The sequence below is a fragment of the Dyella sp. LX-66 genome (assembly GCF_018599165.1).
GTDB classification, from domain to species: Bacteria; Pseudomonadota; Gammaproteobacteria; order Xanthomonadales; family Rhodanobacteraceae; genus Dyella_D; species Dyella_D marensis.
On sequence record NZ_JAHFVJ010000010.1, the window covers coordinates 75,708 to 90,825 of the forward strand.

The window sequence follows — 15,118 nt, forward strand, 5'->3', positions numbered from 1 at the left end:
GAGGGGGAATTCCATGAAGCATCTGTTCGTGCGGGCCATGCTGGCCCTGGTCTCGGTCGCCCTGGCCGCCGCCGTGCTCACCGCCTGCAGCGGCAAGGCTTCGGACCAGCCGAAGATCGGCTTCTCCATCGACGACCTGCGCCTGGAACGCTGGACGCGCGACCGCGACTACTTCGTGGCCGCGGCCGAGAAGCTCGGCGCCAAGGTCTATGTGCAATCCGCCGACGGCAACGAGCAGCGCCAGGTGCAGCAGCTGGAGAACCTGATCTCGCGCGGCGTCAACGTGCTGGTGATCGTGCCCTCCAACTCCAAGGTGTTGGACAACGTGATCGCCGAGGCCCGGCGCAACGGCATCAAGGTGATCTCGTACGACCGCCTGATCCTGGGCGCGGACGTCGACGCCTACATCTCCTTCGACAACGAGAAGGTCGGCGAACTGCAGGCGCAGGGCGTGCTCAATGCCGTGCCGAAGGGCAACTACTTTCTGCTCGGCGGCGCGCCCACCGACAACAACGCCAAGATCCTGCGCGAGGGCCAGCTGAAAGTGCTGCAGCCGGCGATCGACCGCGGCGACGTCAAGGTGGTCGGCCAGCAGTGGACGCCGGACTGGGATGCCTCCAAGGCGCTGCGCATCGTCGAGGACGCGCTCACCGCCAACCACAACGACATCCAGGGCATCGTCGCCTCCAACGACGCCACCGCCGGCGGCGCCATCCAGGCGCTGGCCGCGCAGCAGTTGGCCGGCAAGGTGGCCGTGTCCGGCCAGGATGCAGACCTCGCCGGCGTGCGCCGCGTGGTCGACGGCACCCAGGCCATGACCGTGTACAAGCCGCTGAAGACCATCGCCACCACCGCGGCGGAGCTGGCGGTGAAGCTGGCCAAGGGCGAGGCACCCGCCTACACGGGCAAGCTCAACAACGGCAAGAAAGACGTGGATTCCGTGCTGCTGCAGCCCACGGTGCTGAGCAAGGACAACGTGGACACCGTGATCAAGGACGGCTTCTACACCCACGACCAGATCTACGGCGCGAAGTAAGCGGTGCACGCGATGGCCGGGGACAGCTGCCTGTTCGAGATGCGCGGCATCGCCAAGTCCTTCGGCGGGGTCAAGGCGCTGGACGGCATCGATCTGGCCTTGCGCGAGGGCGAATGCCTGGGGCTGTGCGGCGAGAACGGCGCCGGCAAATCCACCCTGATGAAGGTGTTGTCCGGCGTCTATCCGCACGGCAGCTGGGACGGCGAGATCCGGTGGCAGGGCCAGCCGCTGCGCGCGCGTTCGGTGCGCGACAGCGAGCGCGCCGGCATCGTGATCATCCACCAGGAGCTGATGCTGGTGCCGCAGCTCTCGGTGGCCGAGAACATCTTCCTCGGCCACGAGCTCACCCGCCCCGGCGGCCGCATGGACTACGACGCCATGTATGCCAGGGCCGACGCGCTGCTGCAGGAACTGGGCCTGCACGACGTCAACGTGGCGCTGCCGGCGATGCATTACGGCGGCGGCCACCAGCAGCTGTTCGAGATCGCCAAGGCGCTGGCCAAGGACGCGAAGCTGCTGATCCTGGACGAGCCCACTTCGTCGCTGACTTCCAGCGAAACCGAGGTGCTGCTGCGCATCGTCGAAGACCTCAAGCGCCGCGGCGTGGCCTGCATCTATATCTCGCACAAGCTCGACGAGGTCGAACGCGTGTGCGACAGCGTCTGCGTGATCCGCGACGGCCGGCATATCGCCACGCAGCCGATGCGCGAGCTCACCGTCGACACGCTGATCGCGCTGATGGTGGGCCGCAAGCTGGAGAATCTGTATCCGCGTGTGGAGCACGCCATCGGCGAAGTGATCTTCGAGGCGCGCCACGCCACCTGCCTGGACCCGGTCAATCCGCAGCGCAAGCGCGTGGACGACGTGTCGTTCCAGCTGCGCAGCGGCGAGATTCTGGGTATCGCGGGGCTGGTCGGCGCGGGCCGTACGGAACTGGTCAGCGCGATCTTCGGTGCGTACGCGGGCAAGAGCTCGGTCGAACTGTTCCTCGAAGGCCGCCCGCTGAAGATCCGCTCGCCGGCCGACGCCATCCGCGCGGGCCTGGGCATGGTGCCGGAAGACCGCAAGCGCCACGGCATCGTGCCGCTACTGGGCGTGGGCGACAACATCACGCTGGCCACGCTGGAGCACTACGCGCACGCCGGCCATATCGACCGCCAGCGCGAACTGCAGACGGTCGAGGCGCAGATCGCGCAGCGCCGCGTCAAGACCGCCAGCCCCGCCCTGCCCATCGCACGGCTTTCCGGCGGCAACCAGCAGAAGGCCGTGCTGGCCAAGATGCTGCTGGCGCGGCCGAAAGTGCTGATCCTCGACGAGCCCACGCGCGGCGTGGACGTGGGCGCCAAGGCCGAGATCTACCGCCTGATTTTCGAACTGGCCGCGCAGGGCGTGGCCATCCTCCTGGTCTCCTCGGAAATGCCGGAAGTGCTGGGCATGGCCGACCGCGTGCTGGTGATGGGCGAAGGCCGCCTGCGCGGCGACTTCCCCAACCAGGGCCTGACCCAGGAACAAGTGCTGGCCGCGGCGATCGACTCCAATGCGTCTGCGCGCGCGGCCTGACTCAAAGACACGGAACCCGCATGCCAGCCCAGTCCATCCAGCAACTGTTCGCGCGCTACAAGATCCTGGCCCTGCTGCTGGCAGTGGCGGCGATCTGGATCTTCTTCCACGTGGCCACCGGCGGCGACTTCATCACCGCGCGCAATGTCTCCAACCTGTTCCGGCAGATGGCGATCACCGGCATGCTCGCCTGCGGCATGGTGTTCGTGATCATCGCCGGCGAAATCGATCTGTCGGTGGGCTCGCTGCTGGGCTTGCTCGGCGGCGTGGTGGCGGTGCTGACGGTCAACCATGGCTGGTCCACGCCGGTGGCGATCGTGGCGGTGCTGCTGCTGGGCCTGCTGATCGGCCTGTTCAATGGCTTATGGGTGACGCACCTGCGTGTGCCGTCGTTCATCGTGGGCCTCGGCGGCATGCTGGCCTTCCGCGGCGTGCTGCTGGGCACGACGCACAGCGCGACCATCGCGCCGGTGCCGGCGGACCTGGTCTATCTCGGCCAGGGCTATGTGTCGCCGCTGCTGTCCAGCGTGCTGGGCGTGGCGATCTTCGTGGTGGTGGCGGTGCTGGCGCTGCTGCGCCGCCGCCGCCGCGCGCAGCTGCAGATCCGCCAGCTGCCGTGGTGGGCGGATGCGCTGAAGGTGCTGGCGATCGGCATCGCGCTGGCGGTGTTCGTGGCCACGCTCAACAGCTATGGCGGCATTCCGCTGCCGGTGCTGATCCTGGTGGCGCTGCTGGCGCTGTTCTCCTACCTCGGCGCGCAGACCGTGCTGGGCCGGCATATCTATGCGGTGGGCGGCAATCTGGAGGCAACGCGGCTGTCCGGCGTGAACGTGGCGCGGGTGAAGCTGGTGGTGTTCGGCATCATGGGCGTGATGTGCGCGTTCGCCGGCATCGTCAACACCGCGCGGCTGGCGGCGGGTTCGCCGTCGGCCGGCACCAATGGCGAGCTGGATGCGATCGCCGCGTGCTTTATCGGCGGCGCCTCGATGCGCGGCGGCGCGGGCACCGTGCATGGCGCGCTGATCGGTGCGCTGGTGATGGCCAGCCTCGACAACGGCATGTCGATGATGGATGCGGAAACGTATTGGCAGTACATCGTGAAGGGCGCCATCCTCGTGCTCGCCGTATGGGTGGACGTACTGTCCCGTCCGCAGCGCGACTGAAGACCAGCCTGCTTTCCGCATCTTCGCGACGCGGACTTCACCACGCGTTCGCGCCTGCGCTTCCTATGCTCCGGGCATGGAGGGGCTGATCCGCCAGGCATACCGGCGCTACGACTTCGCGGTGTCCATCGCCGCCGTAGTCGTGGCTGCGGCCGCTTCGATCTGGCTTACACGCTACGGCGGGCCGCTCGCCACCGTCTGGGTGGCCAATGGCCTGGCGATCGCGGCGCTGATGCGCCGCGGCGGCCAAAGCACGGCCAGCTTCCTGGCCATCATCAGCGCGATCGTATGGCTGCTGTGCGTATGCAGCGGCTTTACCGTGCTGGATGCGATCAACCTGACCCTGGTCAATGCGCTGGAAGTGGGCTGGGTGGTGCGCATGCTTGCCGACGGCGAGGGTGTGACCTATCTGGAGCAGCCGGCCGGCGTGCAGCGCTTCATTCTGTGGGCGGTGATCGTCGCGCCGCTGGTCACCTCGGCGCTGGCGGCGCCGGTGCATGCGATGGAGACCGGCACCAGCGTCTGGCTGACCGTAGGCATGCGCTGGTGTTCGCATGCGCTGGGCAATGCGATCGCGGTGCCGCTGGCCTTCGGCATCGCGCGCTGGCGGCGCATCGCCCCGCTGTCGCAGCGGCGCACGCGGCGCTGCCTGCTGGCCTTGCTGCTGCTGGCGCTGGCCACCCTCGGCGCCTTCGTGCAGCCGGAGGTGCCGGGCCTGTTCGTGGTGTTTCCGCCGCTGGTGCTGCTGGCGATGGTCGGCAACCGCCGCTGGGGCATCGGCGGCGTGCTGCTGGTGGCCTTGCTCGGCGGCTGGCTGACGGTGATCGGGCGCGGGCCGATCGCCGAACCGGAAACGCCGCCGGCGCTGGCGACCATGCAGTTCCAGCTGTTCGTGCTGTGCTGTATCGCGGTAACGCTGCCGCTGGTGACCTCGATGGAACAGCGCCGCCGCCTGGGCCACACCCTGCGCGGCAGCGAGGCGCGCTACCGCATGCTGGCCGAGCATTCGCACGACCTGGTGCTGCTGCTGGACGCGCAGGGCTATTGCAAATACGTGTCGCCGGCCGCGTACTCCATCCTCGGCTACCGGCCGGACAAGCTGGTGGAGAGCTCGCTGCAGAGCCTGATCGACGAAGCCAGCCTGGCCACGGCGGTGGAGCTGTGGCGGCGGCTGATCAACGGCGACCACCCCGGCACCACGCTGTTGCGCATGCGCCATGCCGACGGCTCCTACCGCTTCATGGAGGCCGCCGGCGGCGTGATCGACGAGGAGCCGGACCGCGTCATCCTCACCCTGCGCGACGTCACCGCGCGCATCGATGCCGAAGAAGCGCTGCGCGAGGAGCGCCATCTCACCGACGTCACCTTGAAGGCGATCGGCGATGCGGTGTTCACCCTGGACGGCGAAGGCCGCCTGGGCTTTGCCAACCCCGCCGGCGCCGCCCTGCTGGAGCGCTCGACGCGGCCCGATGCCGAAAAGCTGGAAGACCGCCTGCCGCTATGGCGCGGCAGCGAACGCCTGAGCGAAGACCACCCGGTGCGCACCGCGCTGCACACCGGCGCGCCGGCCGGGCCGATGCTGTGCGCGCTCGAGCTGCACGGCGAGCCGGCGCGCGCGATGGAATGCTCGGCGGTGCCGATCCGCAACGAGCTGGGCGGCGTGATCGGCGCGGTGTTCGTGCTGCACGACGTGAGCGCGATCCTGGCGCTGTCCGAACGCATGGCGCACCTGGCGCATTTCGATGCGCTGACCGACCTGCCCAATCGTCCGCTGCTGCTGGACCGGCTGTCCGGGGCGCTGGTGCGCGCGCGCCAGGGCGCGCATCACCTGGCGGTGCTGTTTATCGACGTGGATCGCTTCAAGCAGATCAACGACACCCTGGGCCACGTCTCCGGCGACGCGGTGCTCAAGCAGGTGGCGGAGCGGCTGCTGTCGGTGATGGCCGCCGGCGATACGGTGGCGCGGCTGGGCGGCGACGAGTTCGTGGTGCTGATACCCGAAGTGGGCGACCGCAGCGCGGTGGCGGCATGCGCGCTGCAGGCGCTGGAAGCCTTGAGCGTGCCGATGCGGGTGGGCCGGCGCGAGCTGCGGCTGACCGCCAGCATCGGCATCGCCATGTTTCCCGACGACGGCGACGAGGCCGACCTGCTGATCCGCCACGCCGATATGGCCATGTACGCCGCCAAGCGCGGCGGCCGCAACGACTACCACTTCTATGTCGCCAGCATGGATGCCGGCGCGCAGGCCGAGTTCGACCTGGAAAACGCCCTGCGCGCGGCGCTGGCGCGCTCGGAGCTGTTCCTGGATTTCCAGCCGCGCATCGACACCAGCGACGGCCGCATCCTGGGCGCCGAGGCGCTGCTGCGCTGGCGGCGCACCGACGGCACGGTGTGCCGGCCGGATGCGTTTATCCCGATTGCCGAGGCCAGCGGCTTGATCCTGATGATCGGCGCCTGGGTGCTGAAGGAGGCCTGCCATGCCTGCAGGAACTGGCAGGACGGGCCGCTGCACGGCGTGGGCGTGAGCGTGAACATCTCGCAGCTGCAGTTCGGCCGCGAGAATTTCCTGCAGCTGGTGATGGAGGCGCTGCGCGAAGCGGGCCTGCCGCCGCAGCTGCTGGAGCTGGAACTGACCGAGAGCATGCTGATGGAACCCACCGACGCGGTGCGCCAACGCATCGCCGGCCTGAAGTCGCTGGGCGTGCATCTGTCCATCGACGATTTCGGCACCGGCTATTCCAGCCTGGCGTATCTGCGGCGCTTTGCGATCGACACCTTGAAGATCGATCGCAGTTTTATCGCCGACATGGCGGACGACCCGGAAGACGCCTCGGTGATCCACGCCATCATCGCCCTGGCGATCAGCCTGGGTAAGCGGGTGGTGGCCGAGGGCGTGGAGACGCAGCGCCAGGCGGACCTGCTCACGGCGCTGGGCTGCCACGAGATGCAGGGCCATCTGTACAGCCCGCCGGTGGATGCGCGGCGGCTGGCGGAGTTTGCGCACAAGCGCAGAGTCAGCCGGCGCGATCGCACGGCGTAGGTTGGGGTGAGCCGCAGGCGAACCCCAACGTTGCGGTGCGATTGAAGGTGGCGATGTTGGGGTTCGCCTGCGGCTCACCCCAACCTACAAGAGGCTACAAGAGCCGCTCGCCGACGAAATCCACGAACGCCCGCAGCTTCGGCAGCATGTGCCGCCCCGACGGCCACAGCAGGTAGAAGGTGCCGCAGACCTTGGCGTAGTCGTCCAGCACCGGCAGCAGTTCGCCGGACGCCAGCGCCGCGCGCACGGCATGTTCCGGCACGTAGGCGATGCCGCGGCCGCGCTGGGCGAAGCACACGCGGGTGTCCACGTCGTTGCACACCATGCTGACGGGAATCTCCACCTCCGGCGGCGTGGGCCACCGCTCCAGCTTGCCGCTGGTGGGGAAGCGGTAATGCAGGCACTCGTGCTGCTGCAGATCGGCCGGCTCGCGCGGCGTGCCTTGGCGTGCGAGGTACTCAGGCGAGGCCACCAGCAGCCGGCGGAAGGTGCCGATGCGGCGTGCGCTCAGGCGCGAATCGCCCGGCTCGCCGACGCGCAGCACGGCGTCGAAGCCTTCGTCGATCACGTCGACCAGGCGGTCGTCGAAATCCAGGTCCAGCCGTACCTGCGGATAGGCCTGCATGAAGTCCGACAGCACCGGCAGCAGCAGGCTGCTGGCCAGCGGCAGGCTCACCCGCAGGGTGCCGCGCGGTTCGCTGGATGGATCGGTCAGCTCGGCCTCGGCCAGTTCCAGCTCGTCCAGCGCCCGCCGGCAGCGCGCCAGGAACAGTTGCCCTTCGGCGGTAAGCGCCACGCTGCGGGTGCTGCGGTGGAACAGGCGCACGCCCAGCTGCTGTTCCAGCCGTGCGATGGCCTTGCCGACGGCGGAGGCGGACACGCCCTGCAGGCGCCCGGTCTCCACGAAACTGAGGGTGTCGGCGACCTGCACGAAGGTCTGCAGGACGCCCAGGCTGTCCAGGGTTTTCATGGATTGCGGAAGTTGATGTCCGGAAAGCCTGGAACTCTACCCGTCTTTTTCCGCCGGCGCGCGGTATCTAACTTAGGGCTCCTCTTAAACCCAAGGAGCCCTGCCATGGAGCTGAAGCCGGAGCGGCGGCCATGAGCGCCGCCGACAAAGCCCTGCCCTATCAGGCCTGCGAACCCGCGCCCGCGCGCCTGCCCATGCTCGGCCTGCTGGCGCTGGCCTGCGCCTCCTTCATCACCGTGCTGACCGAATGCATCGTGGCCGGCCTGCTGCCGGCGATGAGCCGCGACCTGGGCCTGAGCGCGGCGGCGGTGGGCCAGCTCACCACGGTGTATGCGCTCGGTTCCCTGCTGACCGCAGTGCCGATGGTGAAGCTCACCAGCCACCTGCCGCGGCGGCCGCTGCTGATGGCGGCGATCCTGGGCTTCGCCCTGGTCAACAGCGCGATGGCGTGGACGGTTTCGTACACCCTGATGCTGGTGTCGCGCTTCCTCGGCGGCGTCGCCGCCGGCCTGCTGTGGGCGCTGCTGGCCGGCTACGCCAGCCGCATGGTGGCACCGCAACTGCAGGGCCGGGCGATCGCGGTGGCGATGGTGGGCACGCCGCTGGCGATGTCGATCGGCATTCCCGCGGGCACGTGGCTGTCGCAGCTGATCGGCTGGCGCTGGGTGTTCGGCCTGATGTCGATCCTGAGCGTGCTGCTGGTGGGCTGGTCGCGCGCGGCCTTGCCGCCGGTGCCCGGCGTGCCGCCGCAGCACGGCGGCAGCCTGCGCGACGTGCTGGGGCGGCCCGGCCTGCTGGCGGTGTACGTGGTGATGCTGCTGGCCGTGCTCGCGCACAACGTGCTGTACACCTATATCGCGCCGTTCGTGGCGCTGTCGGGTTCGCAGGATGCGCTGGACCGGCTGCTGCTGTTGTTCGGCGTGTCGTCGGTGGTGAGCATCGCGGTGACCGGCGCGCTGATCGACCGCTGGATGCGCGCGCTGATGGCGCTGGGCATGGCGCTGTTTCTGCTGGCTTCGGTGGCGATGGCGTTGTGGCCGTCTTCGCAAGGCGTGCTTGTTGGTGCGGTGGCGGTGTGGGGCCTGGGCTTCGGCGGTGCGGCGACGCTGATTCAGACCGCCGTGGCCCGCCGCTCCGGCGAGCAGCAGGACCTGGGCCAGTCGCTGGTGGTGGTCGGCTGGAATCTCGCCATCGCCGGTGGCGGCGTGGTCGGCGGCGTGATGCTGAAGTCGGCCAGCGCGGCGCTGCTGCCGTGGGCGCTGGTGGTGCTGCTGGTGTTGACGCTGTGGGTGGCGGTGCCGGCGAAGAAGGCGTGGGCTTGAGCGTGGAGCCCCTCTCCGCCGATGGAGAGGGGCATGCGGCAGCGAGAAAAAACCAACCGTTTGTTTTTTTTTGCCCCGCTACGGATATCCCCACTTCCACATCAAATCATTCGCCCGGTTGATCAAGGCCTTGCGATACGCCTCGATGATCATCCGCGCATCCGTACTGAGGCCCGAATCCCAGCCGCGATCCATCGCTTCGAACAGCGCATGCGCCACCGCTGCGTCGTATTCGATCTTGGCGAGGTCGAAATCCTCGGGAGAGGGTCGGAAGTTTCCCTCGACGCAACGCATCGGTGCTTTCAAGCGCATCGCACAGTCCTCCGCCGGGTGTGGAGGCCGGCGATTACAGCAAGCAGGAGCAGGGCTTTGTAGTAGCCAAACGGCCGAGCGGCTTTACTCGCCGTCCGGCGCATCCGCCACATGCGCGGCCCACAACTTGCGTGCGAATTCGCGCAAGGCCTTGGGCGCTTCCATGAAGGCTGTATCAAAACCGTAACTGCCGCCCTGTCCGCCGGCGTCCCTGGTTTCGCCGCGCATCGCGTACTTCTGCGCGCCCTGATACGCGATCACCTTCATCGTGTCCGAAGAAATATCGCCGCGGCACATCAGGCGATACGCCATCCACACTTCCGCCGTGCCGTTGCCATCGAGGTCGGTGACCTGCAGCGCCGCGCCGCGGAAAAAAGTGGCCTGATGGTCGACGCCGCAGTCGTGCACGTAGTCGTGCAGATTCCAGCGCAACTGCGCCTTGCCGCCGGCGAGGGTGTAGCGCACGGCGTAGAGGTCGTCGTTGTAGCCGTATTCGCTGTTGTCGTCGCTGTGCGCGCTGACCACGACGAGGTTGTCGCCTTCGGCGTCGGTCCAGCGGAGGGCTTGCTTGAAGTTGCCTTTGAAGGTGATGCCGGCGGGTAGTTGTGCGGCGGTGACTGCAATGGCGGATGGCGCGGCCTGTGCGGCGATGGCGAAAGCAGACAACAAGGCAACGGCAAACAGCTTCATGGATTCGTCCTTGAAAATCGAAACGTGCGGCATTGTCCATGAAGGCAGGCGCGGCGTGTACTCGCCGCGCCTGTTGCATACCGTCGCTCAGAGATCGGAGAAGTGCGGATCCAGCGGTCGCACTTCGCACTCCACTTCCCACTGGTCGCCATGCGCCTGCAGAAAGCGCTCGATCCAGCCAGCGGCTTCTTCCGTGCTTGCGGCCTTGAGCATGAAATAGCCGCCGATCACTTCCTTGGTCTCGGTGAACGGGCCATCCGTGGACTTGATGCGGCCCTTGGACAGCCGCAGCCGCTTGCCGTCCTTGGTCGGCGCCAGCCCGGCGGTGTCGATCAGCACGCCGGCTTCTTTCATTTCCTCGATCAGCTTGCCCATCTCGGTCATCAGGCGCTCGTCGGGGGCCTGGCCGGAGTTTTCGTTGATGCGGATGAGGGTAAGGAAACGCATGGATTTCTCTCCTGGGTGAGTTGGAATAGTGGCGGCGCAACCTGTCGAGGCTGCGTTCCATCCAGGCGACGAACGATGGGCGGAGGAATCGACATGCGTAAGAATCTGAATCTGAGCGCAAAGCCTTGTCGGGCACCGGTGAGCCGGGGCAATGTGGCGGCAAGAGGGGCCAAGGCAGGCCAAGGGGAAGCAGGTGATCCCATCTTTCAATCATTCCGGCGTTCTTCCGCCCTTTGTGGGGGAGGCACACCGCACGGACGGCAGGTCGCCTTACGTGACTGATCTCGCCACCATCAGTCGTCAATGCGTGACGAGCGATGAGAGGCAGAAGATATTCGAAGGACTGCTCCGGTATCGTTCGGCTTTGCGCATCGTGGGACTCGTCGCGGGGTTCCAATGGATCGATGGAAGTTTTGTAGAGGCCGCCGAGCTCACCCGTCTGCGGCCACCGGAGGACGTTGACGTCGTCACTTTCTGTTGGCGACCGAAGGATATGGACATCGATGCATGGGTCGCTCTAGTCAATGAGCGTACGGATCTCTTCGATCCGGAGGAAAGCAAGCGCATCTACAAGTGCGATGCGTATTTTGTGGATCTCGGCGTAGCTCCAAACTGGCTGGTGATGCAAACAGCGTATTGGTCAGGGCTCTTTTCGCATCAGCGAGAAACATTCCTGTGGAAAGGTCTGCTTCAGATCGACTTGGGAAAGGATCTGTCGGTCGAAACCGCGGAGGCTGGCCATGATTAAGCAGCTGAGGCTTCAAGGCTTGCGGGCCGATCTTGGCGCGGCCCGCTCCATGCTGGCGGGCGCGGAGAAGGCTGGCGACCCGGTCGGGATATTGCAGTTCCAGAAGAAGATCGATGCCCTGGAGCAGGAGCTCGCGGAGCTGGCAGGGGCCACGGATAAGCTGGCGAAAGTTGCAGTCTTCTTTGGTGGCCGGCCTGTCATCGGTTCACGCGGCGTGGATGCAGAATTCGCCAGCAAGGCCATGGACAGCTTCCAGAAGCTCGTATCGCGTCAGTTCGCGCGTATGGAAGCCGGCGATCTTGGCTCGCGGGGTCCCGTTCCGGTGCAAGGCGAGGCGCGACTGATGATTACCGATGTGACGCGGGGCTCTGTGGGTTTTGTACTTGAGGAGGCACCGGAGCAAAGTCAGATGGTTGAGACTGAGCTGGCGGTCGCCATAGAGCAGATCTCCGATGCCATCTCCAGGCTGGGAGGAGACGGAGACGAGTGGGTCGATACGATCGAGCAGTTCGATGATCGCGTGGTCGCTTGTCTTAAAGAGTTCTTTTCTGTGCTGGATGAAGGCGGGGCGACCTTCAGGATCGTGGAAGGCAGTCGAGACCGGGAGGTATCGCGCGCTGAAATAAGCAGGGCGCGATCCAGGGCCGATCTGACGCGAATAGCCCAGGAGCAGACGGGGTGGATCGAAGGTCAGATCGTTGGCTTTACCAGCAAGTCATTCGAATTCGCCCCAGCGGCGGGTGAAAAATTGACAGGAAGGATGGACCCAGGGCCTGCGCGCCTGCTCGAAAAGGCCGGCATGGAGCATGAGCTCGACAAATTGCTCTTTACGCCGATACGAGCCAAGTTTCAGGTAAGAACGGTTGCGAATGGCTCGTTGATTCGTCGTTACCACACGTTGATCGCGATCGATGATCGCAGCAGGAGCGATTGAGCTTTGCTGAGTTTCCCGGGTTGCTTGGGCGGAGTTCGCGCTATCAGGCCAAACCCCAGAGGTGCATGGCTTCTGCCGCAATGACCTCCGGATACTCCTCCTGAAAGAACAACTTCCCTTCCGCCACCCGCCGTATCCCACGCGACCGCGGAAACATCCGCTCCAGATACTCCGCATCCCCCATCGCAAAAATATCGTCGCTCGCCCCCCACACCATCCGCACCGGCACCTGGCTGCGCTTGAGCTTCGCCTCGATCCCCGCCAGCGGATTCGGCTCCAGCGCCAGGTGGAACGCGTGGTACTGCTTTCTCCGCAGCGGCGTGCTCACCAGCGGCGTCACGTAGTAGTCGATCGTGTCGTCCGCGAAGCGGCTCGGGTCGTGGAATACGCCGGCGCCGAAGGTGGCGCGGGCAAGAGCGCGATCCGTTAGCCATTGGGCGGTGGCGTCGGCGAGCGTGCCCTTGCGTGCCATGTCGATGACGGGTTGCACCTTCGCCGGCGGGCTGTCGATTTCCACGTCGCCGTTGGTGAGCAGCAGGGTGCGCACGCGCTCGGGGTAGCGGACGAGGAAGAGCTGGGCGATAGCGGTGCCGCAGTCGCTGGCGACGATGTCGACGTCGTGGATGGAGAGCTTGTCCAGCAGCGCGGCAAGCATGGCCACCTGGTCGGCGGCGGCGAGCGCCTGGTTTTCCGGGACTTCCGAATAGCCCAGGCCCATGAGATCCGGAGCGATGCAGCGGCGATGGGCGGCGAGGCGGTCGATCGCGCCGCGCCACTGGTAGCTGTTGAGCGGAGCGCCGTGCAGGAACAGGGCGGCCTTGCCGCGGCCGCGGTCGGCGTAGGCGATGCGGCCGAACGGCAGTTCGGCGTAGCGGCGCATGGCGCGGAAGGCTGCGGCGTCGGTGCTGCTTTCGTTGGGCAATCCGCGTGCATGCACCGGGACGATCGATCCAACCATGGCACTGGCGGCCAGGGTGGCGAGGCTGTACTGCAGGAACTGGCGGCGCTGCATGGTCGGACTCCGGCGGGGGACGGCAGCCATGCTGGCGCCTGCGCGTGAGGTGCACCGGCACGAATGGCCGGCGCCGTGCACGGATGGATGATTTCCGGCACATGCCGGTCGGCCGGGATCGTCGAACGATGGCGGGCATGACCGGCCGCCCCGACTGCTACCCCGTCCCTTCCGCCGCCGCGGGGCCGTTGCCGCTGCTGGATGTGCTCACCTCGCCGGTACCGTCGGGGCGTTTCGATTCGCCGGTCGACCATCGCCACGTGCTGTGCCTGCACCTGGGCGTACCGGTGCCGGTGTCGTACCGCGCCGGCCGCGTGGAACGCGAAGGCACCCGTCTCCACGGGCAGTTCTGCGTCGTCCCCGCCGGCTCCAGCACGCGCTGGACGCTGACCGCGCCGGCCACGTCGCTGCTGCTGCGCTTGTCACCCCAATTGCTGCGGGAAACGGCCGAAGCGATGGGCACCGGCGCCTATGACGCCGCCCTCGCGCCTTCCATCCATATCCGCGACCCCCAGGTCGAACGCATCGGCTGGATGATGCAGGCCGAGGAACGCGACGCGCACCCCGGCGGGCGCCTGTTCGCCGACAGCCTCGCCTCTGCTTTGGCCGCGCGCCTGCTGGTGCTGCAGGCGCGCCGGGAAGCCCCGGCCCAGACGCGCGCCCTGCCCGCCTGGCGCCTGCACCGCGTCGTCGAATACATCGAGGCCCATCTCGATGAAGACCTCACCCTGCCGGAACTGGCCGCCGTGGCCGGTTACAGCCTGTCCCACTTCAAGCCGCTGTTCCGCCAGGCCACGGGGCTGCCGGCGCACCGCTTCGTGATGGAGCGGCGTGTCGAGCGCGCGCGGCTGCGCTTGATGGAGGGCCGGCTGAGTCTCACGGCGATCGCGGCCGAAGCGGGCTTTGCGCATGCGGGCCACATGGCGCGCTGCGTGCGGCGGGTGCTGGGGGTGAGTCCTTCGCAGATCGTGCCAGGCGAGCGTTGAATTATCCGAATTTGCCCGTGGCATGAAGCGGTTCACATCCTCGCGTTACCGTTAACCGCATTTACACCCGGCTCCCGCACAAAGCGGCTAAAGTCCCGCCGCTACTGTGATTTCGCAGGAAGCCGACCGTGATGCGAAGGAGACGTCAGATGTACAAGATCACCGGGGCAGGACTCGCCCTGTCCGTGCTGCTGCTGAGCCAGACCGCCTGTGCCGCCCCCGCGCCGGACCTCAACGCCATCGTCAAGGCGGTGATGCAGGACCAGTACGGCAAGCAGTACGACGCCAAGCACGCCTGCTGGACCTTTACCCACACCACCGAGCAGGGCGACGACCTCACCTATTGCATGCAGCCGGGCAAGCCCGAGCTGGTCGACACGGCCAAGGGCAAGCAGCTGTTCGTCTACGCCGCCAATGCGTACGACATCCACGACGACAACCGCTACAGCTACGGCCAGACCGATCCCGGCCTGCTGGGCGCGTTCCAGGTCAGCATCGACGCCAAGGGCGAGTGGACCTTCGTGGCCATGGACAGCGCCATGGAATTCGGCAGCAACGGCTACTGCGGCTGCAACAAGGCCGGCCTGGTCAAGCTGAGCAACCAGGGCGACTACGGCTGGCTGTTCGTCAGCGGCAGCGCCATCCAGGGCAAGGTGGTGGCGGACTACAGCATCGTCATGCCGCGCCAGGGCGGCTTCGTCGACGTCAGCCGCATCCCCCAGACCAAGGCCAATGAGCAGGACACGACCTACGAGCTGAAGGTCGCCGAGCGCGCCGGCCCGGGCCTGTTCCCGCTGACCGTGACCAAGACCCGGGCGAAGGCCAAGGTCGAGGACGTCACGGTGAATTTCGATCCGAAGAAATACGCGTACCAGCTGCCCGCGGCCAAGTAAGCCGC

Annotated in this window: 14 protein-coding genes; 9 read left to right on the forward strand and 5 right to left on the reverse strand. The window is 66.9% G+C overall.

The genetic code is table 11. The features are described 5' to 3' along the window. Window positions 1-13 precede the first annotated feature (13 nt). The 4 genes from xylF (at window position 14) to KK141_RS17675 (ending at window position 6,799) form a co-directional block, all read left to right on the forward strand. The gene (gene xylF, locus KK141_RS17660; protein WP_214571078.1) at window positions 14-1,036 is read left to right on the forward strand and encodes a D-xylose ABC transporter substrate-binding protein; all 1,023 of its coding nucleotides are present in this window, start codon (window positions 14-16) and stop codon (window positions 1,034-1,036) included. Between the two features lie 12 nt (window positions 1,037-1,048). After that, window positions 1,049-2,596 (forward strand): xylose ABC transporter ATP-binding protein, encoded by a 1,548-nt coding sequence (locus KK141_RS17665; protein ID WP_250901841.1) that lies wholly within the window; start codon window positions 1,049-1,051, stop codon window positions 2,594-2,596. Between the two features lie 20 nt (window positions 2,597-2,616). Beyond that, the gene (locus tag KK141_RS17670) at window positions 2,617-3,759 is read left to right on the forward strand and encodes a sugar ABC transporter permease (protein ID WP_214571077.1); all 1,143 of its coding nucleotides are present in this window, start codon (window positions 2,617-2,619) and stop codon (window positions 3,757-3,759) included. A 76-nt stretch (window positions 3,760-3,835) separates the two neighbouring features. Then, window positions 3,836-6,799 (forward strand): EAL domain-containing protein, encoded by a 2,964-nt coding sequence (locus KK141_RS17675; RefSeq protein WP_214571076.1) that lies wholly within the window; start codon window positions 3,836-3,838, stop codon window positions 6,797-6,799. Window positions 6,800-6,893: 94 nt separating this feature from the next. Here the strand turns inward: KK141_RS17675 and KK141_RS17680 are convergent, their stop codons facing one another. Beyond that, window positions 6,894-7,769, reverse strand: a complete 876-nt coding sequence (locus tag KK141_RS17680) for a LysR family transcriptional regulator (protein WP_214571075.1) — start codon at window positions 7,767-7,769, stop codon at window positions 6,894-6,896. A 131-nt stretch (window positions 7,770-7,900) separates the two neighbouring features. Here KK141_RS17680 and KK141_RS17685 point away from each other — a divergent pair, with 131 nt between their 5' ends. Continuing rightward, window positions 7,901-9,091, forward strand: a complete 1,191-nt coding sequence (locus tag KK141_RS17685; RefSeq protein ID WP_214571074.1) for an MFS transporter — start codon at window positions 7,901-7,903, stop codon at window positions 9,089-9,091. A 78-nt stretch (window positions 9,092-9,169) separates the two neighbouring features. On the opposite strand, the gene KK141_RS17690 is transcribed toward KK141_RS17685, so the two are convergent. The 3 genes from KK141_RS17690 to KK141_RS17700 form a co-directional block, all read right to left on the reverse strand. Next, the gene (locus tag KK141_RS17690) at window positions 9,170-9,403 is read right to left on the reverse strand and encodes a hypothetical protein (protein ID WP_214571073.1); all 234 of its coding nucleotides are present in this window, start codon (window positions 9,401-9,403) and stop codon (window positions 9,170-9,172) included. Between the two features lie 84 nt (window positions 9,404-9,487). After that, on the reverse strand, window positions 9,488-10,093 hold the full coding sequence (locus tag KK141_RS17695; protein ID WP_214571072.1) for a hypothetical protein: 606 nt from the start codon (window positions 10,091-10,093) through the stop codon (window positions 9,488-9,490). Between the two features lie 87 nt (window positions 10,094-10,180). Beyond that, the gene (locus tag KK141_RS17700; protein WP_167253018.1) at window positions 10,181-10,540 is read right to left on the reverse strand and encodes a YciI family protein; all 360 of its coding nucleotides are present in this window, start codon (window positions 10,538-10,540) and stop codon (window positions 10,181-10,183) included. Between the two features lie 274 nt (window positions 10,541-10,814). Between KK141_RS17700 and KK141_RS17705 the strand changes: the two genes are divergently transcribed. Continuing rightward, window positions 10,815-11,288, forward strand: a complete 474-nt coding sequence (locus tag KK141_RS17705; protein ID WP_214571071.1) for a hypothetical protein — start codon at window positions 10,815-10,817, stop codon at window positions 11,286-11,288. Further along, on the forward strand, window positions 11,281-12,222 hold the full coding sequence (locus tag KK141_RS17710) for a hypothetical protein (RefSeq protein ID WP_214571070.1): 942 nt from the start codon (window positions 11,281-11,283) through the stop codon (window positions 12,220-12,222). Before KK141_RS17705 ends, KK141_RS17710 begins: the two co-directional genes overlap by 8 nt. A gap of 43 nt (window positions 12,223-12,265) precedes the next feature. Here KK141_RS17710 and KK141_RS17715 read toward each other — a convergent pair whose 3' ends face one another. Further along, window positions 12,266-13,234 carry an alpha/beta fold hydrolase gene (locus tag KK141_RS17715; protein WP_214571069.1) on the reverse strand — a complete coding sequence of 323 codons (969 nt, stop codon included), beginning with the start codon at window positions 13,232-13,234 and terminating at the stop codon, window positions 12,266-12,268. A gap of 137 nt (window positions 13,235-13,371) precedes the next feature. On the opposite strand from KK141_RS17715, the gene KK141_RS17720 reads away from it, so the two are divergent. Both KK141_RS17720 and KK141_RS17725 read left to right on the forward strand, forming a co-directional pair. Beyond that, window positions 13,372-14,220 carry an AraC family transcriptional regulator gene (locus KK141_RS17720; protein WP_214571068.1) on the forward strand — a complete coding sequence of 283 codons (849 nt, stop codon included), beginning with the start codon at window positions 13,372-13,374 and terminating at the stop codon, window positions 14,218-14,220. 149 nt (window positions 14,221-14,369) lie between these two features. Beyond that, complete coding sequence (locus KK141_RS17725) at window positions 14,370-15,113, forward strand: hypothetical protein (protein WP_214571067.1); 744 nt, start codon at window positions 14,370-14,372, stop codon at window positions 15,111-15,113. The last annotated feature ends 5 nt before the right edge of the window (window positions 15,114-15,118 follow it).